General features: G+C 35.1%; 24 protein-coding genes. 23 read left to right on the top strand and 1 reads right to left on the bottom strand.

The window, feature by feature from the left end:
• The first annotated feature begins 233 nt into the window (after positions 1 to 233).
• Entirely contained in the window at positions 234 to 806 is a 573-nt protein-coding gene (locus AC4BD1_RS08355; protein ID WP_206910389.1) for a TetR/AcrR family transcriptional regulator, read from the top strand.
• Positions 807 to 993: 187 nt separating this feature from the next.
• On the opposite strand, the gene AC4BD1_RS08350 is transcribed toward AC4BD1_RS08355, so the two are convergent.
• Positions 994 to 1,443: a flavodoxin gene (locus AC4BD1_RS08350; protein ID WP_490485477.1), complete on the bottom strand. Its 450-nt coding sequence runs from the start codon at positions 1,441 to 1,443 to the stop codon at positions 994 to 996.
• Between the two features lie 163 nt (positions 1,444 to 1,606).
• Here AC4BD1_RS08350 and map point away from each other — a divergent pair, with 163 nt between their 5' ends.
• The 22 genes from map to AC4BD1_RS08240 all read left to right on the top strand — a co-directional run bounded on the left by map (position 1,607) and on the right by AC4BD1_RS08240 (position 26,104).
• Entirely contained in the window at positions 1,607 to 2,371 is a 765-nt protein-coding gene (gene map, locus AC4BD1_RS08345; RefSeq protein WP_206909034.1) for a type I methionyl aminopeptidase, read from the top strand.
• 23 nt (positions 2,372 to 2,394) lie between these two features.
• Positions 2,395 to 3,318 carry a YihY/virulence factor BrkB family protein gene (locus AC4BD1_RS08340; RefSeq protein WP_490466270.1) on the top strand — a complete coding sequence of 308 codons (924 nt, stop codon included), beginning with the start codon at positions 2,395 to 2,397 and terminating at the stop codon, positions 3,316 to 3,318.
• 89 nt (positions 3,319 to 3,407) lie between these two features.
• Positions 3,408 to 4,538 carry a glycosyltransferase family 4 protein gene (locus tag AC4BD1_RS08335; protein ID WP_206909038.1) on the top strand — a complete coding sequence of 377 codons (1,131 nt, stop codon included), beginning with the start codon at positions 3,408 to 3,410 and terminating at the stop codon, positions 4,536 to 4,538.
• Positions 4,539 to 5,339, top strand: coding sequence for a glycosyltransferase (locus AC4BD1_RS08330; protein ID WP_490485476.1), 801 nt, complete (start codon positions 4,539 to 4,541; stop codon positions 5,337 to 5,339).
• Positions 5,339 to 6,166, top strand: coding sequence for a glycosyltransferase (locus AC4BD1_RS08325; RefSeq protein ID WP_490485475.1), 828 nt, complete (start codon positions 5,339 to 5,341; stop codon positions 6,164 to 6,166). Before AC4BD1_RS08330 ends, AC4BD1_RS08325 begins: the two co-directional genes overlap by 1 nt.
• Before the next feature lie 4 nt (positions 6,167 to 6,170).
• Positions 6,171 to 6,884 carry a glycosyltransferase family 2 protein gene (locus tag AC4BD1_RS08320; protein WP_206909044.1) on the top strand — a complete coding sequence of 238 codons (714 nt, stop codon included), beginning with the start codon at positions 6,171 to 6,173 and terminating at the stop codon, positions 6,882 to 6,884.
• A 95-nt stretch (positions 6,885 to 6,979) separates the two neighbouring features.
• Positions 6,980 to 7,846, top strand: a complete 867-nt coding sequence (gene rfbA / locus AC4BD1_RS08315) for a glucose-1-phosphate thymidylyltransferase RfbA (RefSeq protein WP_206909046.1) — start codon at positions 6,980 to 6,982, stop codon at positions 7,844 to 7,846.
• A 13-nt stretch (positions 7,847 to 7,859) separates the two neighbouring features.
• Entirely contained in the window at positions 7,860 to 8,432 is a 573-nt protein-coding gene (gene rfbC, locus AC4BD1_RS08310; protein ID WP_490466268.1) for a dTDP-4-dehydrorhamnose 3,5-epimerase, read from the top strand.
• 22 nt (positions 8,433 to 8,454) lie between these two features.
• Positions 8,455 to 9,483 (top strand): dTDP-glucose 4,6-dehydratase, encoded by a 1,029-nt coding sequence (gene rfbB, locus AC4BD1_RS08305; RefSeq protein WP_206909049.1) that lies wholly within the window; start codon positions 8,455 to 8,457, stop codon positions 9,481 to 9,483.
• Positions 9,484 to 9,561: 78 nt separating this feature from the next.
• A complete protein-coding gene (gene rfbD / locus AC4BD1_RS08300; RefSeq protein WP_490466267.1) occupies positions 9,562 to 10,413 on the top strand; it encodes a dTDP-4-dehydrorhamnose reductase in 852 nt (283 codons plus the stop codon).
• A gap of 45 nt (positions 10,414 to 10,458) precedes the next feature.
• Positions 10,459 to 12,459 (top strand): DUF7657 domain-containing protein, encoded by a 2,001-nt coding sequence (locus AC4BD1_RS08295; protein ID WP_490466266.1) that lies wholly within the window; start codon positions 10,459 to 10,461, stop codon positions 12,457 to 12,459.
• A gap of 52 nt (positions 12,460 to 12,511) precedes the next feature.
• Complete coding sequence (locus tag AC4BD1_RS08290; protein ID WP_206909056.1) at positions 12,512 to 13,774, top strand: EpaQ family protein; 1,263 nt, start codon at positions 12,512 to 12,514, stop codon at positions 13,772 to 13,774.
• Between the two features lie 246 nt (positions 13,775 to 14,020).
• Complete coding sequence (locus AC4BD1_RS08285) at positions 14,021 to 14,827, top strand: ABC transporter permease (protein WP_206899868.1); 807 nt, start codon at positions 14,021 to 14,023, stop codon at positions 14,825 to 14,827.
• Positions 14,828 to 14,838: 11 nt separating this feature from the next.
• Positions 14,839 to 16,059 carry an ABC transporter ATP-binding protein gene (locus AC4BD1_RS08280; protein ID WP_206909059.1) on the top strand — a complete coding sequence of 407 codons (1,221 nt, stop codon included), beginning with the start codon at positions 14,839 to 14,841 and terminating at the stop codon, positions 16,057 to 16,059.
• The gene (locus tag AC4BD1_RS08275; RefSeq protein ID WP_490485474.1) at positions 16,049 to 17,629 is read left to right on the top strand and encodes a class I SAM-dependent methyltransferase; all 1,581 of its coding nucleotides are present in this window, start codon (positions 16,049 to 16,051) and stop codon (positions 17,627 to 17,629) included. Before AC4BD1_RS08280 ends, AC4BD1_RS08275 begins: the two co-directional genes overlap by 11 nt.
• A 36-nt stretch (positions 17,630 to 17,665) precedes the next feature.
• Positions 17,666 to 19,804, top strand: coding sequence for a glycosyltransferase family 2 protein (locus tag AC4BD1_RS08270; RefSeq protein ID WP_490485473.1), 2,139 nt, complete (start codon positions 17,666 to 17,668; stop codon positions 19,802 to 19,804).
• Positions 19,805 to 20,040: 236 nt separating this feature from the next.
• Positions 20,041 to 21,429, top strand: coding sequence for a sugar transferase (locus AC4BD1_RS08265; protein ID WP_206909065.1), 1,389 nt, complete (start codon positions 20,041 to 20,043; stop codon positions 21,427 to 21,429).
• Positions 21,430 to 21,450: 21 nt separating this feature from the next.
• The gene (locus AC4BD1_RS08260; RefSeq protein ID WP_490466264.1) at positions 21,451 to 22,491 is read left to right on the top strand and encodes a glycosyltransferase family 2 protein; all 1,041 of its coding nucleotides are present in this window, start codon (positions 21,451 to 21,453) and stop codon (positions 22,489 to 22,491) included.
• A gap of 15 nt (positions 22,492 to 22,506) precedes the next feature.
• A complete protein-coding gene (locus AC4BD1_RS08255; protein ID WP_490485472.1) occupies positions 22,507 to 23,589 on the top strand; it encodes a glycosyltransferase family 1 protein in 1,083 nt (360 codons plus the stop codon).
• A gap of 20 nt (positions 23,590 to 23,609) precedes the next feature.
• Positions 23,610 to 24,443, top strand: a complete 834-nt coding sequence (locus AC4BD1_RS08250; protein WP_490466262.1) for a LicD family protein — start codon at positions 23,610 to 23,612, stop codon at positions 24,441 to 24,443.
• On the top strand, positions 24,436 to 25,401 hold the full coding sequence (locus AC4BD1_RS08245) for a glycosyltransferase (protein WP_490466261.1): 966 nt from the start codon (positions 24,436 to 24,438) through the stop codon (positions 25,399 to 25,401). Before AC4BD1_RS08250 ends, AC4BD1_RS08245 begins: the two co-directional genes overlap by 8 nt.
• 1 nt (position 25,402) lies before the next feature.
• Positions 25,403 to 26,104 carry an IspD/TarI family cytidylyltransferase gene (locus AC4BD1_RS08240; protein WP_490466260.1) on the top strand — a complete coding sequence of 234 codons (702 nt, stop codon included), beginning with the start codon at positions 25,403 to 25,405 and terminating at the stop codon, positions 26,102 to 26,104.

The raw sequence follows: 26,104 nt of genomic DNA, 5'->3' as shown, positions 1-26,104 counted from the left end.
TTAATAACCAGTAATATGATAACATTTATTAATAGTAGAAACAATTGGTAAATAGCGAACGGAAATGTTTAGTTTCATGATTTTTATAAAAATAGAAATTAAGATTATTACCGTAGTAAAAGGGTAGATGTAGAGTAAAAAAACAAATTTTGCATATCAAAAAAAACGTGTTACAATTAAAATAACCAATAGGTGGAAGCGTTATAAATAATTTTTGAGGAGATTAAAAAATTATGGCAAGAAAAAAGACGATTACCAGAGAGCAAATTTTAGCTGCTGCGTATGAAGTGGTTGCTACAGAGGGTTTTTCAAGATTTACTGCAAGAAACATCGCTAGTAAAATGAAATGCTCGACACAACCAATTTATTTGGAATTTAAAAATATGGATGAGCTAAAAAAAGAGTTATTTGAACAAATTTATAGTTATCTGAGCAATGAAATTTTTCCAGTTGAACATACGGGGCATAAAATCATTGACTTAGCATACAATTATATTCATTTTGCCAACAGTGAGAAAAAATTGTACCGTTCTTTATACTTGGAAGAGTATGGCGGAGGAGAAGAGATGCAAGAATTCTCTTATAATTATTTCACGAACGCAGTCAAAGAAGATGCTGCATATGCAAATTTATCAAATGAACAAATCGAATCACTTCATAATGGTACTTGGATCGTAGCAACTGGGATTGCTGCATTGATGTCTTCAGGAATTATTCACCCAACTGATGTTCAAATTGAAAAATTGATTCAAGACAGTATCGATGCCATTCTTGTACAAGAAGAACCAATCAAGGTGGATTATTAGTATTGGACCACGCTGAACTGTCCATTGTATTTACATAAAATCGTTGCATCATTTTTTTGAAAAGGTGTGCCAAGAGTTTGGTAGACCTTTTTATTTTTTGCTTTGAGTGAGTATTAAACAAAATTAAAAACCGCTAAAAATCATTATTCGATTTTTAGCGGTTTTTAATTTTGTTTAAATGAAGCATCTAGAGTGAATCAGCTTTAGCTACAAGTGCTTTAGCAAAGGCTTCAAGATTTTCAATGTCTTCTTCTTCGGCATTCAAGTCAACTTTAACATTTTCTGCCCCTTTTGTTGCGCCTGTTTTGACAAAGACAGCATCAAAGTCATCGACGGATTTACAAAATTCATCATAGAATGTATCACCAGAACCACAAACACCATAAACTTTTCCTTCAAGATCAACATCTTCTAAATCTTCATAAAAATCAACGATCTCATCTGGTAGTTCACCATCACCATATGTATAGGTTGCGACAACACAAATGTCTGCATCTTCAAATTCATCTGCATCGACTTGTGTACATTCATTAATTTCTACATCAATATCTAAATTTTCAAAAGCTTCTGCTACAATATCAGCAATTTCTTCCGTATTGCCGGTCATGCTAGCATAAACGATTTTTGCTAAAGCCATGATTTGCCTCCTAATTTATCAACGATTTTAACTTAATATGTAAGAATTATACCAAACGATGATAAAAAAAGGAAATGGAACTCGATAAAATGATTACTGCAATTTGGCTAAACGTTGATAACTATGGTAAAATGAGAACGATTTGTAAAAAGGAGACGAGAGAATGATCACATTAAAATCAGCACGTGAAATTGAAACAATGGCAGAGTCTGGCGCCTTATTGGCAGACGTGCATAAAAACTTACGCAACTTTATCAAGCCTGGTGTTACAAGCTGGGACATTGAAGTTTTTGTCAGAAATTATATTGAAAGTCATGGCGGAATTGCTGCCCAAATCGGTTTTGAAGGTTATGAATATGCAACTTGTATTAGTATCAACGATGAAATTTGTCATGGATTTCCTCGGAAAAAACCGCTAAAAAGCGGTGATTTAGTTAAAGTCGATATGTGTATCGATTTAAAAGGTGGCATTTCTGATTCTTGTTGGGCTTATGTTGTTGGGGAATCAACACCCGAAATCGATCGTTTAATGGAAGTAACGAAAAAAGCATTGTATCTTGGGATTGAACAAGCGAAAGTTGGCAATCGCATTGGAGATATTGGTCATGCAATCCAAACTTACGTTGAATCTGAAAACTTATCTGTCGTACGCGATTTTATCGGCCATGGTGTTGGCCCAACAATTCATGAAGAGCCAGCTGTCCCTCATTATGGTGAAGCAGGCAAAGGTCTTCGATTGAAAGAAGGCATGGTTATTACAATTGAACCAATGGTCAATACGGGAACTTGGAAGATGAAAATGGATCCAAATGGTTGGACTGCGTATACACGTGATGGCGGGCTATCTTGTCAATATGAACATACTTTAGCTATTACGAAAGAAGGTCCGAAAATTTTAACTTCACAAGGTGAAGAAGGCACATACTAATAATAAGAGTATAGGGGAAGTAAATGGGGATTTGGCAGAAAATTAAAGAAAATAAGGAATTGATGCGATTTATCGAAACAACTCAAAATCGAATGAATGATTCTGAAATTGGGACAACTTCTGTTGTTGTTGCTTATTATTTATTGTTATCGTTGTTTCCGCTGATTATTGCATTTGGCAATGTATTGCCTTTTTTGAATATTGATCCAAATACAGTGTTAACTTATGTTCGAGAGGTTATGCCTGAAACGATTTACCAATTTATTGGCCCTGCAGTCAAAGATCTGCTGACTCAAAGTTCTGGCAGCTTGCTTTCAATTTCTGCTTTAGCTGCACTTTGGTCAGCAAGTCAAAGTATCAATGCATTACAAATTGCAATGAATAAAGCCTATGGTGTGGACAATCGAAAGAATTTTTTGATTGTCCGCCTTGTTTCATTAGTTGTTATTGTCTTATTTATGGTCGCAATAGGTGGAGTGACCATTGTCTTAGGATTAGGTAACCTGATTCTGGAAGCAATTCAACCGATTTTTCAGTTTCCGCTACAGTTGATCGATCAGTTTCAAGCGCTGAAGTGGCCTGTCACATTAGTTGCTTTATTCGTTATTTTGTTCTTGATTTACTTGATCGTGCCAAATGCTCAATTGAAATTAAAAACGATTTTGCCAGGGACGATCTTTGCTACAGTGGGCTGGATGTTGTTGTCGCAAGTTTTTGGAATTTATGCGAAATACTTTGCTTCACGCGTCAGCGGGTATCAAATTATCGGAAGTTTCATCGTTTTGATGCTGTGGTTGAATTTTGCTGCAACCATTGTCATTCTTGGTGGAATCATCAATGCTGTGGTCCAAGAATATGTATTGGGCAGTCAGGCAACACGTCGAAAAGGACCACTCAATCGTTGGGTTGAAAAAATAAAAAATAAAATTTCTAATAAAAAAGCGTAAAATTTTACGTTCTTTTACTCGACTTATTGTAAACTAATGATAGTGTTTTATAATAACGGGAAAACTCTCAAGTTAAAGTAGGTGTCCAGATGCTTGTTTCGTTTAGTATGGTCGTTAGATTTTTCCTAACGATAGTATTATCGTTGATTTTAACACCGATATTTAAAATAATTTCCGTCCAAACAGGAATGGTTGATAAACCGAACGCGCGAAGAATCAATAAAGTACCGATGCCAAGTGCGGGAGGGTTGCCGATTTTCATATCTTTTGTTATTTCAACGTTGATTTTGTTTCATGATATTATTCCAAGATTTTATATTGTACCTATTTTGTTAGCAGCGTTGATCATTATTATTACAGGAGTGCTAGATGATCGCTTCGAGCTAACGCCGAAGCAAAAAAGCATCGGAATTTTACTAGCCTCACTTGTCATCTACTTTCTAGCAGATATTCACATCGATTCGTTCACTTTACCCTTTTTTGGTCATTTTGAACTAGGATGGTTAAGCTTTCCAGTAACGATTTTTTGGATTTTCGGTATCACAAATGCGGTGAATTTGATTGATGGATTGGACGGTTTAGCTGCAGGAGTATCACTGATTGGATTGATTACAATTGGAATCATTGGGTATTTCTTTCTTCACTCATCCACTGTGTACATTCCTATCGTTATTTTCTGTTTAGTAGCAAGCATCATCGGCTTCTTTCCGTATAATTTTTATCCCGCCAAGATTTATTTGGGGGATACGGGTGCATTATTTTTAGGGTTTATGTTGGCTGTTTTATCTTTACAAGGGTTAAAAAATGTAACGTTTGTTTCATCAATTTCTTTATTGATTGTTTTAGGTGTTCCAGTGACGGATACTTTTTTTGCAATCGTTCGTCGAAAAGCAAATCGGGTATCTTTTTCGACTGCGGATAAAAAACATTTGCATCACCGCTTGTTGAGTCTAGGCTTCACACACAAAGGAGCAGTCTTGGCGATTTATGCGATGGCTTTAATGTTTTCTTTCACAGCAATGATCATGAATTATGCTGGTCAAGTCGGGACAATTGTTCTGGTACTGGTAATGTTATTTGCGATTATTTTGTTACTGGAGTTAATTGGATTGATTGGTGAAAAGCACCAATTTATTTTGAAAACTTTACGATTTTTGGGAAATAAAGAATATCGTACGCAAGTACTGCAGAAATATTTGAAGAAATGGGACCATCATTAGATGAATAAAAAATTAGAACAGCCGGTCCTAATCAGTATAGTGACCGCGAATAGTCAGAAGATTTTTCGTACATTAGATACCTTGATTGCAACGATTGGTGAAAAACCAGCAATTGAGATCGTTATTTTTGATAATAATTCCTTACCTGAATATCAGGCGAAATTGAAGGAGTATTTACAATATCCATATCTACACATTAACTTCCATCAGGAAAACAGTGGATTTGGTTATGGACATAATCAAAACTTATTGAATAGTAACTATCGTTATGCAGTTATTTTTAATCCTGATATTTTGGTAGACGAGCAAACAATCGTGGAAGTTGTTGAATTACTAATGGAACATCCCGAATGCGCGATGCTAGCCCCTAAGATTTTAAATGAGGATGGTTCTACTCAATATTTGATTCGTGAACACCTAGACGTTTTTGATTATATGTTGCGATTCATTCCTTTTAAATGGGTGAAAAAAATGTTTGATAAACGCTTGGCTAAGTTTGAGTGTCGTGATCTTCCACTTGATAAAAATAGTTATGTTCGAATGATATCAGGGAGTTTTATGGTAATCGATACAGAAAAGTTTACTGAGGTCGCAGGTTTTGATTCTCGATACTTTATGTACTTTGAGGACAATGATTTGTGTTTGAAGTTTGAACAAGCTGGGTACAAATTGCTGTATACCCCAACTCATTCAGTCGTTCATTTATATGGGAAAGGCGCACATCGTAACTTTAAATTATTTCGAATTTTCATGTCTTCCATGGCAAAATTTTTCCATAAGTGGGGGTGGAGTTTCTTCTAATGAAGCCAACTAGTTTAGTTGTTGTTGTATTGTATCAGCAATCAATAGAAAAAACACCTTCTTTTGCTCTGTTATCACAAGCTGTGGTGGATCAAAATATCCAACTCGTTATTTTTGATAACAGTCTAACAGAGCAATATCATTTATTGTTTGAAAATAGGTTAGTGAATTATTATCATGACGCGCAAAATCCGGGATTGGCGGCGGCCTACAATTATGCACTGTCGCAAGCTCTCCCCACGGTTCAGCAACTGATTACATTGGATCAAGACACTGTTTTAAATGAAAGTTATTTAGAACGAGTTCGTCAGCTTGAATTTTCAGATGACTGCGTTGTCGCTGTACCGATGATCTTTGATCAAGGAAAGCAAATCTCACCTGTCTATGCTGATCAGTATGTTAATCGTACCTATCAAGCAGTTTCTGAGGTAGGGATGACGGAGCAGCGAGTGATGGCAATCAATTCGGGAACAGTTTTTTCAATTTCATTTTTACAAACAATTGGCGGGTTTGATCCTGCTTTTTCTTTAGATTTTTTAGATCATTGGTTTTTTTGGAAAGTTCATCAGCTGCACAAAAAAATTGAAGTGTTGCCTATTCGTTTGGAGCATGACTTATCTGTGTTCAATTATGAAAAAGTGTCGACAACCAGATATGAGTCGATTTTAGCTGCTGAAACAAAATTTTATCGTGAGTATGATCGGATTCACTGGAAAAAGCATCGTAAACAATTACTTTTGAGAAGCGTTAAACAATTTTTGACAGTGGAAAATCGAAAAATTTGGCGTTTAACTTTACGCGCTTATGTTGAGATGGGGAAGGTGTAAATTTTTGCGATCTGTTTGCATGGCCACATTTAATGGCGAAAGATATCTTAGAGAACAATTAAATAGCATTCTACGACAGCTTTCTACAACAGATGAGCTAGTTATTTCTGATGATGGATCAGTTGACAACACTTGGAATATTTTGATGGAATATGCACAACAAGATTCACGTATCAAACTATTAAAGGGACCTCAACGTGGACTGATTCAAAATTTTTCCCATGCTATTGAAAAAGCAAATGGTGAAATCATTTTTTTGGCTGATCAAGATGATGTTTGGTTAGACAACAAGGTAAAAAGGATAACGGCTGATTTTGCAGCTCATCCGGAAAGACAAGTTGTCGTTTCGGACTTGGTGATCGTGGATGAGAATCTCGAAACGATTTATCCTTCCTATTTTACTTATCGTCATTCGAAAGAAGGATGGTTGAATAATTTTATTCGTAGTCATTACATTGGAGCTGGTATGGCTTTTCGTTCAAACCTGAAGCCAAAAATCTTACCCATTCCAGAAGATGTGCCTATGCATGACATGTGGATTGGTTTATTGGGTGGAAATCAGGTTGGATTTATCCGTGAACCGTTAACGTTATATCGGCGTCACGACTTGAATGCGAGCGAAATTCAAACACATTCTAATTTTCAACAAAAATTGACATGGCGATACCACCTATTAGTATCCTATTTAAAAAGAAAGTGGCGTCGACGCCAAGTTTAATAAAAAAGTATTAAATGCTAAATAGCTCATGACAAATCTCTAGATTGATGAGATAATAACAAAGTGAAATTTGAAAAAAGGAGCGCTTAAAAGCCATGAAGGGAATTATTCTTGCTGGGGGAAGCGGAACACGCTTGTACCCATTGACAAAGGCAACTTCAAAACAGTTGATGCCGATTTACGACAAACCAATGATTTACTATCCAATGTCAACTTTGATGTTGGCTGGAATCAAAGAGATCTTGATTATTTCAACACCACAAGATACACCTCGTTTCGAAGAACTATTTGGGGACGGCCATGACTTGGGAATCCATATTGAGTATGCTGTTCAAGAAAGTCCTGATGGTTTAGCACAAGCTTTTATCATTGGTGAAGAATTTATTGGTGATGACAGTGTCTGCTTAGTTTTAGGTGACAATATTTACTACGGTGGCGGTCTATCTAAAATGTTGCAACGCGCTGCAGCAAAAGAAAGTGGCGCAACTGTGTTTGGGTATCACGTAAATGACCCTGAACGTTTTGGTGTGGTTGAATTTGATGAGAACATGAATGCTTTATCCATCGAGGAAAAACCGGCTCAACCAAAATCAAACTATGCTGTTACAGGTCTTTATTTCTACGATAACGATGTCATCTCAATTGCAAAAGACATCAAGCCATCTGAACGTGGAGAATTAGAAATCACGGATGTCAATAAAGCATATTTAGAAAAAGGAAATTTATCTGTTGAATTGATGGGGCGCGGATTTGCTTGGTTAGATACAGGCACACATGAATCTCTGCTTGAAGCTTCAACTTTTATTGAAACAATTGAGAAACGTCAAAATTTAAAAGTAGCTTGTTTAGAAGAAATTGCTTATCGTATGGGCTACATTACGAAAGAACAATTGCTTGCATTAGCGCAACCATTGAAAAAAAATCAATACGGTCAATATTTATTAGCTTTGGCCGCTGAATAGGGAGTCTGACAAAATGAAAGTAACTGATACAAAATTAACAGATGTCAAGATTATCGAAATGGATGTTTTTGGTGATCACCGTGGTTTTTTTACTGAAAGCTATTCAAAAGCAAAATTTGAAGAACATGGTTTGACTTATGACTTTGTTCAAGATAATCACTCTTTATCTGCAGAAGCCGGGGTGTTACGAGGCTTACACTTCCAAAAAGGTAAATCTGCACAAACAAAATTGATTCGTGTAGTCACTGGAGCAGTACTAGATGTAGTTGTTGACATTCGTAAGGGTAGTCCAACTTATGGTCAATGGGATGGATTTATTTTATCTGAACATAATCATCGTCAATTACTTGTTCCTAAAGGATATGCACACGGCTTCGTCACTTTGACGCCAAATGTTAACTTCCTTTACAAATGTGACAACTATTATGATGCTGCTGCAGATGGCGGGATCGCTTTTGATGATTCTGATTTAGCTATTGAATGGCCAATTGACATCAGTAAAGCAATCATGTCAGAAAAAGATCATAATCATCCAACGTTAAAAGAGTTTGAAGCAGAAAATCCATTCGTTTATGGCGAAATTTAAACTTTAAAGGAGAACCATTTTAATGAAAAATATCATTGTAACAGGTGGTGCCGGATTTATTGGTTCCAATTTTGTACATTATATCGTACAGAACCATCCGGAAGTCCATGTAACTGTTTTAGATAAACTAACTTATGCAGGAAACAAAGAAAATTTAGCGGGATTACCAAGTGATCGGGTAGAACTTGTAGTGGGCGATATTGCGGATGCACCATTAGTTGATCGTTTAGTTAAAGAAGCAGATGCAGTTGTTCATTATGCAGCTGAATCGCATAACGACAATTCACTTAAAGATCCATTTCCATTTGTTCAAACAAACATTATTGGTACGTATACATTATTAGAAGCTTGTCGGAAATATGATGTACGTTATCACCATGTGTCCACAGATGAAGTTTATGGTGATTTACCATTAGTTGAAGATCTTCCAGGTCATGGTGAGGGTCCAGGAGAAAAATTTACGGCTGAAACACCTTATAACCCTTCAAGTCCTTATTCTTCAACTAAAGCAGGTTCTGATTTATTAGTTAGAGCATGGGTACGTTCATTTGGTTTACGTGCAACTATTTCTAACTGTTCAAATAACTATGGTCCTTATCAACATATCGAAAAATTTATTCCACGCCAAATCACAAATGTTTTAAGTGGCATTCGTCCTAAATTATACGGTGATGGAAAGAACGTTCGTGACTGGATTCATACAAATGATCATTCTTCTGCTGTGTGGTTGGTTTTGACAAAAGGTAGAATTGGTGAAACTTATTTGATTGGTGCCGACGGCGAAGAAGATAATAAAACAGTAATGGAATTGATTTTAGAGATGATGGGTCAACCAAAAGACGCCTATGATCATGTGAAAGACCGTGCAGGCCATGATTTACGTTATGCTATTGATTCAACAAAATTACGTGAAGAACTTGGCTGGAAGCCAGAATTTACGAATTTCCGTGATGGATTAGCTGACACAATCAAGTGGTATGAAGAACATGAAGATTGGTGGAAAAAAGAAAAAGAAGCCGTTGAAGCAGCATACGCCCAAAATGGTCAATAATAATTATTGATGAGATAAAAGTGTGAGGCAGGCGCTAGCCTGTCTCTTTTTTCAAACAAAATTAAAGGAGCGATAATAATGTTTTTATTAACTGGAGGAAATGGTCAATTAGGTACAGAATTGCGCCATCTACTAGATGAAAAAAATCTGCCTTATGTTTCGACAGATGCCAAGGAATTAGATATTACAGATGAAAAAGGAACAATGGAATATATTACGGAATTAAAACCGGATGTGATTTTTCATTGTGCAGCCTATACTGCAGTTGATAAAGCAGAAGATGAGGGCAAAGAATTAGATGAAAAAATCAACGTCGATGGTACACGAAATGTTGCTCTCGCTGCCAAAGCTGTTCATGCGAAGCTTGTTTACATCAGTACGGATTATGTATTTGATGGAAAGAAAAAAGATGAAGAATATCAAGTGGATGATGAAACAAATCCATTAAATGAGTACGGGCGCACAAAACTTTTAGGTGAACAGGCTGTTCAAGAAATCTTGGAAGATTACTATATTATTCGGACTTCTTGGGTGTTCGGTATTTATGGCCATAATTTTGTGTTTACTATGCAACGTCTGGCAGAGACACATGACCGTTTGACAATCGTTAACGATCAATTTGGTCGTCCAACATGGACACGTACCTTAGCTGAATTCATGGTGTATGTTATCAATGAAAAAGCACCTTATGGCATTTATCAACTATCAAATGAAAATAGTTGTTCTTGGTATGAATTCGCAAAAGAAATTTTAAAAAATTCTGATGTAGAAGTGGCACCAGTTACATCAGCAGAATTCCCACAAAAAGCCGTACGGCCACAGTATGCTGTGATGAGTTTAGAAAAAGCAGAAAGTTTAGGTTTTTCTATTCCAACTTGGCAAGAAGCTTTGGCGCAGATGCTACTTGCTGCTGAAAACGCAAAAGCATAATTTATTTCTGCCATTTGAGAAACAAAAGAGAAATTGGGGAATTTTATGGAAAAACAAACACGAAGTGTACGACATGGTAATCATAAAACAAGTCGTGCACCTCAGACAATTTTTGACTCATTACTTCGGCTCCGCTATTTGTTTGGCTTACTGGCAATCATCATAGTTGTCACACTTAATTTAAATGGTAGCTCAATTGGCATGTGGGATAAATACGTTTCGCAACGAGATGATGGAAAAGAAACAGATGTTTTGTTTGGCAAAGATCGTGAGGTTCGTTCAGATGAATGGCTGGTACAGACACCATTTTATCTTTCGCAAGCAGAAAATGATTATCCTGTAGTTAATGATGATTATTCCTTAAATGGTCAAAATATGATTATTGCTTATAATTCACCGGTGAAAGATATCACGGTTATCGGTAAACCATTTAACTGGGGATTTTTTTTCCTAGGACGTGATCGAGGGCTATCCTGGTATTGGGGAATGAAAATCGTCGGTATGCTCTTGCTATCTTTTGAATTATTGATGATTATCACTAAAAAACGAAAGGGATTATCATTGATTGGTTCGCTTGCACTAACTTTTGCTCCGGCTGTTCAATGGTGGTTCATGCAACATGTAGGGGATCTGATTTTCTTCACGATTGGTCTGATGGTGGCTTTTTATCACTACTTCTATCAACATGATCGCAAAGGGCTGCGAACCCTGATGATGTTACTGGTGGTTATTTTTGGCTTAGGATTTATTCTAGTCATTTACCCAGCGCATCAAGTAATGTTGGGTTATTTGCTCGTCTTTTATTTTATTGGTTTACTAATCCATTTCAGGAAAAAAATTGTTTGGGATTTGTTGGATGCTGTATTGATTGTCGGGGCGATTGCGATCATCGGTGGAATCATGGTTCATTTTTGGCTCGTTTCGAAGGATGCCTTGATGGCTTCACTAGAAACCTTGTATCCAGGGAAACGAATCAGTACCGGGGGAAAATTCACCTTTGGCAAATTCTTTTATTTTTTGACTAACTGGAAGATTCCATTTAAAGATATTACTTTTTCAAACAATTCAGAAGTGGCCTTTTTCTATCATTTCTTTCCAACAGTTCTTTTAGCTAGTCCATTTGTATTATTTGGTAAGAAAAATAGTGAGGAGAAATTATTAGGGCGAATATTGATGATTTTTTGTCTATTCGCGATTTTTTGGATTACGATTGGCTTGCCGAAAGGATTAGCTGAAATTACGCTTCTTTCCTATGTTCCAGCATCACGAGCATTTACGACGTTTGGTTTTGCAGCTTGTTTGTTAACCATTTGGTTCATTGCTTATGTTTGGCGAGAAGATGTTATTCCAACTTGGTATAAAGTTGTTTTATTAGTTGTTAACGCTGGAACGTTTGCTGTGGCAATTTTCACTTCTAGAATGATTAATTATTTTTCAGAGATTGAAATTGCAGGGATTGTTGTACTAGGTACATTGTTGCTAGGATTTGCTTTGTTTCGTCAAAGACAATTATTTTATGTTTCATTCACGGCATTAATTATAGCTTCTGGCTTTTTTGTCAATCCGATTGTTGAAGGAACGGGTGCCATTTTTGAAAAAACTTTAGCAAAAGAAATTCAAAAAATTAATGATGAAAATCCAGATCAATTGTGGCTATCTGAAGATGAACTATACAACTTTACGCCAACATTAGGAGTAAAATCATTCAATACGGTTCGATTTTATCCAGATATGAAAGCATGGGAAATCATTGATCCTGATGGAACCTATGAGAAATACTATAATCGTTATGCCCACACGCGTGCATTTATCGCGAAAGAAGATACAACGTTCATTCTTGATCGGCCAGATATGTTCTCTGTGACGTTGAATTTTGCTGATGCCGAAAAATTTGGCATACGTTATGTTGTGAGCAAGCGACCTTTAGCAGACTACAATGAATTAAATCAGGCTCAATTTACTCAATTATATGGTCCGGACAATGATGGCTATCGAATATTCGAAGTAGATTATCCGGTGAATGGACAAGTCATTAGTCAGCAATAACAAAGTTATGCAATTAAACAAAAGAGATAAGCTAGTACAGGAGAGTGGAGAAATGCAAAGAATCCTGCGAAAAATGATCAATGAGATGAGTGTTGCTTGGCTTCTCCTATTAGTAGGCTCATTGTATTTCATATGGACCGTTGGGCTAAGCAACAACACTGCACTATTTTTATATGAAAATAGTTCGCAATTAATTTTGGGCGGCATAGCCGTTTTGTTTTTACTAAATGTTTACAAAGCAAGAGGAATTGATTTTCTCTTTATAGGGATAGGATTTTTCTTCTTTTTCTTCTTTTCATATTTCAGAGACGCGCGAAGTGCTTCGTTTTACACGGATATGATGATACCGTTGATTATTGCTTTTGTATTGTCGCTAAAATGGATTGAATTTGGGAAAATAGACCGAGCTGTTTTCTTATTGTTCTTTTCGTTCATTTTAACAGTGACGGTTTATCGTGTTTTTACAGAAATTCCGGTTCGGGAAGGGCAAAGTATCTGGTCGCCAGGGAATAAGCTTTCTGATATTTGGATCAATACTAACACGATAGGTGCATCAGTGATGACGCTCGCTTTCTTGGTTAGTGGTTTTGCTAGTTCATTTGAAAAGTGGTACATTCGATTGCTAAGTGTGCTAGCGGTCGTTGCAGCGTTCGCTACGATTTGGGTTTGTCAATCAAGAGGTGCATTAGTTGCATTGATTGTTTTTGTTCTTTTGAACTTGCTACCTAAATCATTTATGCGTGTGACTCGTGCGCCATTCATCATTTATACGGTGACCGCAGTATTTGCTTTGCCACTTTCATATTTTGCAGCAGCTTCAAAAGAAGTGAATCTTTTTACCGGAAGAGAAGAAATTTGGGCAGAGTTTTATCAAACTTTAGCTACTAAAACGCAACAAGTATTGGTAGGAATGAAGCCTTTTTTCTATACGAAACGAGCAAACCAAATTTTGGGTAACCATAATAGTTATAATTCTCTCTTAAATCTTTATGGAGTGATTGGATTAGCCATCGTGGTTACTTTGTTACTGATTTTTATTGGCCGAAGAACATTAAAAGGTGATTTAACAAATGGACAATTGACCTTTATTTGGGCTTTCTTTGGTATAATGACACAATCTTTTATGGAAGATACGTTGACATCCTTTGCTTGGCTTCCGATTATTTATCTTTTACTAGGAATGAGCGTTCATCGTTTTGACCAGCCGACAGAAATTCAGCAAGTACCTGATGAATTGGAAATAACGGATGAAGCAGTGGAACATCCGGAAGAAAATCATAATGAGTATTCACGGATGAGCAAGTATCATCATTGATAAGTAATCAAAGAGAGGGTGAAACAGTTTTGTTTCACCCTCTTTTTTATAAAAATAATTATGTATCAGAGATAGAGTGATACCTCGCTTTATTGCAATTAGAAACTATCTTTTGTAGAATAGTAACGTTCGAGTATTTGTTACTTAATAGAAAATTAAGAAATAAATAATATCGCAGTCAGCTAGTAAAAATATGGTAAAATGGCAGTTGATTGTAATTAACAGAAATCGCTTGGAGGAACACAAATGTTTAAAGATCTGTTTTTATTTATGAAAGATATCTATCAGAACAGAAAATTATTGATTCAGTTTTCATTAAATGACTTTAAATCACGTTATGCTGGTTCTTTTTTAGGAATCATGTGGGCATTTATCAACCCAATATTTACTGTGTTGATTTACTGGTTAGTCTTTGGCTTCGGCTTGAAAGCTGCGATGACTGATGGTAAGTATCCATTCATTGTTTATCTGATTACAGGGATGGTTCCCTGGTTCTTCTTCTCAGATGCATTTACCTCAACGACGTTAGTCTTTCGAGAGTACACGTATTTAGTCAAGAAGGTCGTTTTCAACATTCGTATCTTACCAAGTACGAAAATTTTATCTAATTTATATACCCATCTCTTTTTTATCGTGATTGGTTTAGTTGTGACGATTGGACATGGAATCTTTCCAACTGTGATGACGCTACAATTGATTTACTATCTGTTTTGCATGTGTGCATTTTTAACAGGTATCACTTGGTTGACAGCATCTATCCAACCGTTTTTACCAGATATCGTCCAATTCATTACGATTTTGTTGCAATTGATTATGTGGACATTACCAATTCTTTGGAGTCCAAGTCAATTTAACCCGACAATTGTTCAAATTTTGAAATTAAACCCACTTTATTATATCGTTCAAGGCTATCGTGAATCTTTCTTGAGTCAAGCCTGGTTCTTTGAACATGGCATGTATACTTTATACTTTTGGGTAGTTACATTAGCATTCTTTGTGGTTGGTTCAGCAGTGTTCCGTAGATTGAAACCACATTTTTCAGATGTACTGTAAGGAGAATAGAAATGACAGAATATGCGATTAAATTAGAAAACATCACCAAATCATATAATATGTACGCAAAGCCGAGTGATCGTTTTCGTGAGGCACTGAATCCTTTCAAAAAATCTTATCATGACGTCTTTTATGCATTGAAAAATGTTAATATTGAAATTAAAAAAGGCGAGATGATTGGTTTTGTTGGTGAAAATGGTTCAGGTAAATCGACGATGCTCAAAATCATTACCGGTGTTTTGACACCTTCCTCTGGTACAATGGAAATCGATGGGAAAATTTCAGCATTGCTTGAGCTAGGTTCTGGATTCAACCCAGAATATTCTGGCTATGAAAATATCTTTTTAAATGGGATGGTGTTGGGCTTTTCACGAGAAGAAATTGAAGGCATGGTCGATGATATCATTGATTTTGCTGATATTGGAGATCATATTTATCAACCAGTAAAAACTTATTCAAGCGGGATGTTTGTCCGTTTGGCATTTGCGGTAGCAATCAATGTTAACCCTGATATTTTGATCGTTGATGAAGCCTTAGCAGTTGGCGACTTAGAGTTTCAACTGAAATGTATGGAAAAATTTACTGAAATCAAAAATTCTGGAAAAACGATCTTATTCGTTTCTCACGATATTAGCTCAATTCGTCGTTTTTGTGATCGTAGTTATTGGTTGAAAAACGGTGAAGTCGTAGAGTATGGGGACACGATGGACGTTACGACAAATTATGAAAACTTCTTGAAGAAAAAATCAGTAAAAACAGTTGACCGTAATAAGAGTCAAGTTGAACGTCACGCTGCACCAGACATCGTGGATGTGCTAAGCGCTGAGTTGCTTGATAAAGAGAAGAAACCAGTGGATATGATTGAACAAGGTGAGACACTCTTCGTAAAAGTTACCTACAATGTAAAAGATGATTCAATCAAAAAGCCAGTTTTAGGGATTGCGTTACGAACAGTCGATAATTTTTATGTTTGTGGTCTGAACACATTATTGGATGATATAACGATTCCTTGGAAAAAAGGAAAAAATGTTTTTTATCTTGAATATGAAAAGCTGGGCTTGTTAGCTGGTGAATATTATTTTGATGTGGCGATTTTTGAAGAAAATGCTACAGTTCCGTTAGTTTATAAGACGAAGTATATGAACTTATTTGTTAGCGGTTCTTATATCGGCGAAGGTATTGTCATCTTGGATCACAAATGGGAAGAAGGTAGTCAAAAAGATGAAATATGATTTTGAAATGGATTTAGATGAGCAAAGTAGTGTAGGAAAGATTGCAGCTCAAATTAAGCCAGGTAGCAAAGTATTAGAATTTGGCCCAGGAAATGGCCGATTGACAAAACATTTGATTGGTGCGAAGCAATGTGAAGTTAGCATTGTGGAACTCGATAAAGAACTATTCGATTTCGTAAGTGAATTTGCTCAGGATGGTTTCTATGGAGACATCGAAAGCTTTGAATGGGCGAACTATTTTGAAGGTCAAGCATTTGATTATATTTTGTTTGCAGATGTTTTGGAGCATTTGGTTGACCCGGGTGCAACTTTAAAAAAAGTCAGTGAATTTTTGAGTGAAGATGGAGAAATTTTAATTACGTTTCCTAACTTAGCACATAATTCAGTAATGATCGATTTGTTTAATAATCAACTTCCGTGGACTTCTTATGGGTTGTTAGATGAAACACATAATTCGTTTTATACGCATGATGGTTTTCAGAAAGTGTTTGAAAAAGCTGGCTTAATGATCAACATCGAAGACTATCTATACTTGGCGGTAGAGGACACTGAACTTTCTTCCCGCTATGAAGATTTGCCAGAAGCGGTTCGTTATGATTTCAAAATGCGTCCATTTGGAGAAGTTTATCAATACTTCTTTTCGTTGAAAAAACAGGCAGTACCTGAAATTGCACAGCCACAAAATTCAAATTACGTGAAAGTCTTTGACTTAATCCAACAAACGGTTGAAGGAGAAACTAGTCAACAGATTCCCATTAACAATTACACGGGCGAAAATCAACATTTGACATTTCCAATTGCTGAAAACGTCGAAACGGTGCTATTCCGTTTTGAAAAACAGCCAAGTTTTATTGAATTCACTGCCGAGGTTGTGGGAGAAAAAATTGATTTTATTCGGTCAAATGCCGCATTAAAAACAGATACGGATTGCTATCTGTTTGACGGTAAAAGCATACCAGAATTGGCAGTAAAAAATGTTGCTGGTCAGGAATTAACGGTAAATATCCACTATCGTTTTATTGGAGAGCTTACCCAAACTTTCTCAGAAGTGTTGGAAACTGTTCAACCAATGATGGCTGTTCAACAAGAATTGTCAGGAAAAATAACTGATTTAGAAAAGGATAATTATCAAATCAGAGAAGAAAATGCTAAGCTTGATCGTTACTTGCAAACTACGACCACGCGTTATTGTTCACTTTTAGATAGCGATGAATGGACAATTAAATCAAAGAAAATACGTCGAGCAAAAGAAACACCGAAAAAAGTTCAAGCAAAAGAGTTAGCATTATGTATTGATGAAAAACATTGGGATGAAGAAACGAAAGTTTTAACAATTACTGGTTGGGGAATCTCCCAAGTAGATCGAAATGCATTATCTTATCACTTATCTGTAGATCAATCACCGTTTTTCGATGCTAAACCGATTTATCGCAAAGAAGTGAATGAGGCTGAAAATCTTGCGGAAAATGTCTCTGCTGGGTTCGAATTACAAATTCTTTGTGAACAAGAACGTACATTTTTAATTGAAGTAATAGCAGAAAATGGTCAAACTTGGATTATTGAAATGTAATTCATTGGACCTACTTGATAAAGGAGTAACTGGACAGTGACAAAGAAAGAAATTGCTGTATTTATTGATACGATCACTCGGGAACGAGCTACTGGAGACTTGCTTATTGTTGGCTGGGCAATTGATGAAGTAACCAAAGAAATCCCCTCAGTCAAGGTAGAAAAGAACCAAGTTTCGATTGAAACAACCCCTGTAGTACGTTTAGACATTAATCATTTATATGAAGTCGATGTCAAAACACAAAGTGGATTTAAAATTCGACTATCTGGAAAATTAAAAGGAAGAGCTATTTTAGATTTTCAAACGACTGCTCACCAAAATGGCATCGCAGTGAAGTTAAACGGGCACTATCCTTTTGATGATGGTTTTGAGACCTCTTGGCAAAAACAAAAACGTTTGCTTAAAAAAGGGATCAATTACACAAGAACACATGGTTTAAAAAAAGCCATCCGTCGCGTTAAGCTAGAATTAAAACCTGGTTCAGTTGATTATGCTGAATGGATTACTCGTCACGAAAAAGTAGATTTAGCAGGACAACGCAAAGCTGCTACTGACTTAGAATATCGTCCGTTGATTTCGATTGCTATGCCTGTTTATAATGTTGAAATCAAATGGTTAGAAAAATGTATCGATTCCGTCCTAGGACAAACTTATGAAAACTGGGAGCTGTGCATTAGTGATGACGCTTCAACAGATCCGGCTATTCGTAAATGTCTGGAAGCTTATCAAGCAAAAGACGAGCGAATAAAAGTCGTCTTTCGACAAGAAAATGGCCATATCAGCTTAGCCACTAATTCTGCTTTAGAATTAGCATCTGGGGAATTCTTAGCTTTGTTGGATAATGATGATGAATTGCCGCCTTCAGCACTTTACGAAGTAGCCAAGGTGTTGAATGAACGACCTGAGCTTGATCTGATTTATAGTGATGAAGATAAAATCGATTCTGATGGCAATCGTTTTGATCCTCATTTTAAAGCTGATTGGTCACCAGATACACTGATGGGAAACAATTATATCTCTCATCTAGGTGTTTATCGCACAAGTATCGTGAAAGAATTAGGTGGCTTTCGTAAAGGGTATGAAGGCTCACAAGATTATGATCTTGTTTTACGCGTGACAGAAAAAATCCCAGCAGATCACATTTATCATATTGATAAAATTCTTTATCATTGGCGAACAATTCCCGGTTCTACAGCAAGCAATGGCGAAGCGAAAAGTTATATTTATGATTCTGGTGTAAAGGCTCTGACCGATGCACTGAATCGTCGGGGAATCAAAGGACATGTGCGCCCAGGAAGAATCTCAGGTTTTTATGAAATCATGTATGACGTAATTGATGAAGACTTAGTGAGTGTAATTATTCCGACTAAAAATGGTTATGAAGATTTAAAAGTTTGTGTTGATTCCATTATTGAGAAGACAACGTATCCCAACTATGAAATTATTATTGCTGATAATGGCAGCACAGATCCAAAAATGCAAGAATTATTTGCAGACTATAAAGAACGCTTAAACGATCGATTCATCGTTGAGTTAATTGATATTCCTTTTAATTACTCACGAATTAATAATCTGGCGGCTGAAAAAGCTAGTGGAAAGTATTTCTTGTTTTTGAATAATGATACTGAAGTTATTGCGCCAGATTGGATGACGACAATGGTTTCTTACGCACAATTTGATCGAATTGGCTGTGTTGGAGCAAAATTGTATTATCCAGATGAAACAACACAACATGCTGGTGTCCTCGTCGGCATTGGTGGTGTGGCAGGTCATGCATTGAATAATTATGATAAAACACACTGTGGCTATTTTGGCCGCTTAGTGATTGATGTTGATTATCTAGCAGTTACTGCGGCTTGTATGATGGTTAAAGCGACTGATTTTCATGCCGTTTCAGGATTTGATGAAACATTAGAAGTTGCGTTTAATGATGTCGATTTATGCTTGAAAGTCTATGAATTAGGACGTAATAACGTGTATGCACATCAAGTAGAACTTTATCATTTTGAATCGAAATCTAGAGGATACGAAGATACACCGGAAAAACAAAAACGGTTTGCTGGTGAAATCAAAAAAATGCAAGATAAATGGCCAACTTACATTGCCCATGACCCTTTTTATAATGATAATTTGACTAAAGAAGGTATTGGTGATTTTTCTTTAAGACCAGATTAAATTAAAAGTGATCAAAGTATTGAAATGGAATACTTTGATCACTTTTTGTTATTTATCATGTCTATAAAAATAAAAACATTGAATATAGATTTTAGAAATAAAAATAAGAATATAAAGTAGAATAATTTATTGTCTAGAATATTTTAATTTCTTTTACATTTTGGTTACTCGCTAGGCTTTTAAGCCTTGCTATGGTAAGATGATAAAGGCATTATTCTGAGGTTAGGAGTGTATATATGAATAAAAATGGGGAGTGGAGCGCCGCTCGCAGAATATTTATTATTTTGATGGATGTTATTGTTTATAACGTTGCAATTTATTTAAGCTTTTTATTGAAGTTTCAAGGAGAAATACCGATGCGTAACTTTGAAACCTTTGAAAATTCAGCAATTTTTATTTCGATCATCTTTATCGTTCTTAATATTTTATTAGGAGCCTATGTCTTTTATAATCGAATGATCAGTGACATTATTTTTGTGACAGTTATTGGTCAAGTATTGATGACTTTTGGGATTATGATTGTCACTTTTGCTGGACGCTGGTTTGCTTTTCCACGTCTAGTCATCTTACTTTCTTTTATAATCGGAACCATTTTAATCAGTATGTATCGTATTTTTATTTATAAGCTTTATCTAAAATTCAGCAATGATAAAAAGGTGATCATTGTTGGTTTAGAAAAAGATGTTGCACCAGCTATCCAAAATTTTCAATCAAAGAAAAATAATAAACATAAAGTCGAAGCAGTTATTGTAGATCATTTCTATGAACATGCGAAACAACTGATTGATGAAATTGATATTGTGTACTTGGCTTCCGAAATTGATGAACAAGAAAAAATTAAAATCTACCAATTAGTGACAAAAAAAGAGAAAAAATTATTTTTAAATACAACATTTGAAAATTTGATCATGATCAATCCAAATATCATGAATTTTGAGGATGAAAGCATTATTGAATCGTCTGGTTTTAGAATCCCTTCAGAAGATGAACTTTTCAAACGATTATTTGATATTGTTGTTTCACTGGTTTTATTGATTTTAGCGTCACCATTTATGTTATTAACAGCGATTTTGGTAAAAGTGACTTCACCAGGTCCTGTTATCTATAAACAAGTACGTATCACAAAAAATCAAAAAGAATTTTCAATTTATAAGTTCCGCTCAATGAGTGTGACTGCTGAATCCAAATCGGGTCCAGTCCTTGCTAAAAGCAATGATGCACGTGTAACTCCAGTTGGTAAATTCATTCGTGCCGTAAGATTTGATGAGTTACCACAAATCTTTAATGTTTTAAAAGGAGATATGTCAATTGTGGGACCACGCCCAGAACGACCATTCTTTGTTGATCAATTTAATGAAGAAAATCCTTATTATTATTTACGTCATAATGTTCGCGCTGGTATCACTGGTTATGCGCAGGTCTATGGTAAGTATGTTTCTGACTACAATAGTAAGTTACGATTTGATTTGTTATATATCAAAAAGTACTCATTATTGTTGGATTTGAAAATCTTATTACAAACAATTAAAATCTTATTCGATAAAATGTCTTCTCAAGGTGTGGATGAAGAAGCTGTTTGTTCTTTAGCAGAACTGCATTTTCCAGAAGATAAGATTTATGGATAAAAGGTGAAAGGTGTAGGAAAGATGAAGACTCCTAAGTTTAGTATTATCATACCTGTTTATAATGCTGAAAAAACCATTTCTCATACCATTTCTTTATTGATGGAACTGGAATTTAACGATTATGAAGTGATTATTGTTAACGATGGATCAACAGACGCTACTGAACAAGTGATTAGCGAGCTAGTTCAAGGCAATGATTATTTTCATTTTATTACGACTGAAAATCAAGGCCCTGGAGCTGCTCGCAATGAAGGCCTTGTATATGCTCGCGGAGAATATGTTCTATTTTTTGATGCAGATGATACACCTAAAAAAGATGTACTAAAAAACTATGAACAAATACTTTCTACTCATCCAGCAACTGATTTGATTATCAGCTCATTTGTTTTTCGAACACTGAATGGAACTGAAATTATTTCTGAAAAAGAATACCTAGTTTCTGATTTTGTTTATCAAGATAATCAATGCTTTTTAAATGATATGTATGAATTGATGAGTAAGCAGTTGATGTATGTTGTTTGGAACAAATGTTATAAACGAGAGATACTAGAACAACATCAAATTCGTTTTAAAAATTATAGTAGTTGTGAAGATCGGATATTTAATTTGGATTATTATCAATATTGTCAACAAGTGGTTATGAATTCTTCGCTTGTATATACGTATGATTTTGAAGGTGGTAAGGGAATCACTAATCAGTATAAAGAAAATAAATTCGCAACATTCAAAGAATTTTATGAGTTAACTAATTTTATTACCAAGAATCAAGATAAATCTGGAATGGCTGCTTTGTTGCTAAAAGGTGCAACATCGGTCATCTTCTCGATTTATGAAACTGAAACCTTAACAAAACAGGAAAAGAAACAAGAAGCGGTTGAAATCTTGCATGATCCAGTGATCATTGAAGCGAAAGCAATTGCTTTGACAGATTCCACAGCAAAAAAGGTTACTAAATTTTTATATAATATGCCAATAACGCTTTTTTTATTGACTATAAAAATAGGTGCCTTTGTTGAAGTAAAACTACCTGGGTTGATGTCATTTTTGAAGAGGGTCTATTAAATAAGGAGAGGCATAATGAGTAAAAGAGTATTGCATTTTCAAGGGAGGATGGGCAAAGGCGGAGCAGAGTCATTTATGATGAATATGTACCGTGAGATTGACCGCTCGAAGATTCAGTTCGATTTCTTAATCTACGATGATTATAAGAGCGTAACTGATTACAATAAAGAGATTGAACAACTTGGTGGCAGAATATTTATTGTCACCAATCCTAAAAAAAATATTATTAAATATCTTTTTGAAGTTAATAAACTTTTAAAGACAGAAAAATTTGATATTGCACATAACGAAGTATACTTTGGAGGCGGCATTAATCTGAAACTAGCAAAACTTCATGGTATAAAAAAAAGAATTGCACATAGTCATGCAACTAGTGATGGAAAATCTAATAATTTTCTTATGAAAGGGTTGCGAGTTATTCTTGATAAAATGTTAAAAAATAATGCTACTGATTTACTTGCTGTGAGTGAAGAAGCAGGTGAAAGCTTATTCGGTAGTTCTAAATTTGTCATTATTCACAACGGAATAAAAATTTCTGATTACAGATTTACTGACGAGCAAAAAAAAAATAAGAAAAAGCAAATGGGTTTTGAAGCAACTGATTTTATTATTGGAAATATTGGACGCTTGGAAGAACAAAAAAACCAATCACGTTTGTTAGATATTTTTAAAGATGTCAAGCATGAAAAAAGAAATGCAAAATTACTATTAATTGGTGAAGGAAGTCTAAGAAATATACTGGAGAATAAAATAAACGAGCTTGAAATTGAAGATTCTGTAGTTATGACTGGTGAGAGAAATGACATTCCAGAATTATTATCTTTAATGGATGTTTTTGTTATGACCTCTTTATATGAAGGATTACCAATGGTTGGTTTAGAAGCACAAGCCTCTGGAAAAAAATTAGTATTGTCTAGTGAAATTTCGAAGGATACTAAGGTAACGCCAAACGTTAAATTTGTATCTCTATCTGCAAGCAATCATGAATGGGTGGATGAGATTCTGAAATCTCCATTTGATAACAAATTAACTTCTGAATTGGAGACCTATGACGTATCTTATACAGTGAAACAAATGGAACAGATATATTTGAATTGAGAAGGGAATCGTGTTAACAAATGAAAGAGAAAGTTTTGGAATTGGAAGAAGTGCATCAAGAACTTCTTTTACTCTTAGAGGAGTTCAATAGAGTTTGTGAAACATTGGGAATTACTTACTATTTATCTGGTGGATCTATGATAGGTGCAGTTAGACATAAAGGTTTTATTCCTTGGGATGATGATCTAGATTTGATGATGATGAGAAAAGATTACGAAAAATTGATCGCTAACGTCTCAGAGCTAAATCAAAAATACAGAATGAACTGTCTTGAATTAACACCAGATTGGCAGTATCCATTTGCCAAAATTGACCTGCCTACTACATTTATTAAGGATGAATTTCGAGTAGTTCAACATGGATTATTCCTGGATATTTTTCCTATAGATATGCTACCTGATGATGAAAAAGAACAAAAAAAAATAACAAGAAAAATTAAATTTTTAGACTTGCTTAGAGGCTCGGGAACAAAGAAAAAATTCAGGCCATCTGAACAACATTTAGGAATAAAGAAAATGATTAAGCCCTATGCTGATTTTCGTGGACCAAATTACTATGCTAAAAAAATAGATAAATATGCTAAAAAAATCAATCGTGAGTATAGTGATTCAAATACAGCTGGAGTGATGGTTGTGTCTACCCACGGAACAAAAGAATTCCTACCTAAAGCTGCTTTTTCTGAGAAAATAGAAGTGGAATTTGAAGGAGAAAAAACTTACATGCCAAAAGGCTATGAAAATTATTTAGTAAATCTATACGGCAACTATATGGAATTGCCACCAATTGAACAACAAGTGCCTGCACATTATAAAATTTACAAAAACATTAATGGGGTGAATTCTAGCAATGAATGAGATTACAAAAGTCTCAATTATTATGCCTACTTATAATGGCGAAAGAAACATTATTGAACAGTTAGAATCATTGAGAGTTCAAAGCTACCCACTTTATGAAGTGATAATGAAAGATGATGGTTCTACCGATAATACGGTACAAATTGTTCAAGAATATATTAGTAAATATTCCTTAAAAAATTGGAAAATAGAGAAAAATCAAAGAAATCTTGGATGGAGAGAAAATTTCTTTGTAGGATTAAATCAAGCGAGTGGCGAGCTAATATTTCCATCAGATCAGGATGACATTTGGGAGAAAGATAAAATAAAAAATATGGTTCAGTTTTTTAAAAAATTTCCTAAAGCAAATGTTGTAATCTCTAATTACGATGAGCTGATTGAAGAGGGAGGTATATCCTATCCTTGCAGTAAGAGAAGAATAAGGAACGTTAAAGATATGCAAGTTCTTTTTACCAAGAAAAATGTTTATCTTAATCGTCCTGGATGGGTTTACGGTATTAGAAAAAGTTTTATGGCAGAAATCAATTTGTACAAAGAGACAGCAATTACTCCAGTTCATGATATAACAATGTGGTCGACAGCAGTATTAACCGATAGTCTTTACTATTTAAATCAAGTAACTGGAACTTGGCGAAAGCATGGAGAGAGTGCTATTCGAGAAGAGAATGGGAAAGAGAGTGTATTTAATAAAAAACAAATTAGATTAGCAAAACTGAATAGGCTAAAAGAAATAACTATTTCAGATATTCTATATATTAAAAATACAAAGCAAAGCATTAAAGATAAAGAAACTAAAATTGAGCAATTAAATGCTTTGATAAATGAATATGATAGAAGAATTGTAGCAATTGAAGAAGGAAGCTTATCTCTAATCGTCTTGAATTTACCTCAATATACTTCTTTACATCCAATTATTGCAGATACTTATTTCCTATTAAAAAATAAAGGAGAACACTGACATGATTACAGCAATTATTATTGCCGGCGGAGTCGGTAAACGAATGGGACAAGATATCCCGAAACAATTTATAAATATTGAAGGTAAGCCAATCATTATTTATACACTTGAATCTTTTCAGAAGCATCCACAAATCGATCGCATTTTAGTAGTTTGTAAATCAGGATGGGAAGAAACGATGTGGGCTTATATTAAAGAATTTAATATAAGCAAAGTTCAATGGGTAATAACAGGTGGTTCAAAAGGACAAGAATCAATCAACAATGGTGTGCAGTTTTTGAAAGATTATTCTGATGAAGATGATACGATCATTATTCACGATGGTATCCGTCCACTGGTTGATGAACTTGTATTATCTGATGTCATTGTGAAATGTAAGGAATATGGAAACGGCGTGACTTCATTACCATACAATGAACAAATTTTTATTAAAAAAACTGAGGACACAACGGTTGAATATGTGGACCGTAATACATTACGAAGAGTATCAACTCCACAAGCTTATCAATATGGTAAACTGCTAGCAGCTTATAATCGTGCAGTAGAAGAAAATATTGGAATGTCTGATTCCTCATACACAAATACAATGATGGTTGATCTTGGTGAAACATTGTATTTTGCAGCTGGTTCTGATAAAAATATCAAGCTAACAACAACCGATGACTTGGAGTTATTTAAGGCTTATTTAAAAATGAAGGATTAG

This window comes from Enterococcus sp. DJ147D b, from assembly GCF_058216655.1.
The sequence above is the reverse complement of the archived record's forward strand: the minus strand, read 5'-3'. Positions and strand labels throughout refer to the sequence as shown.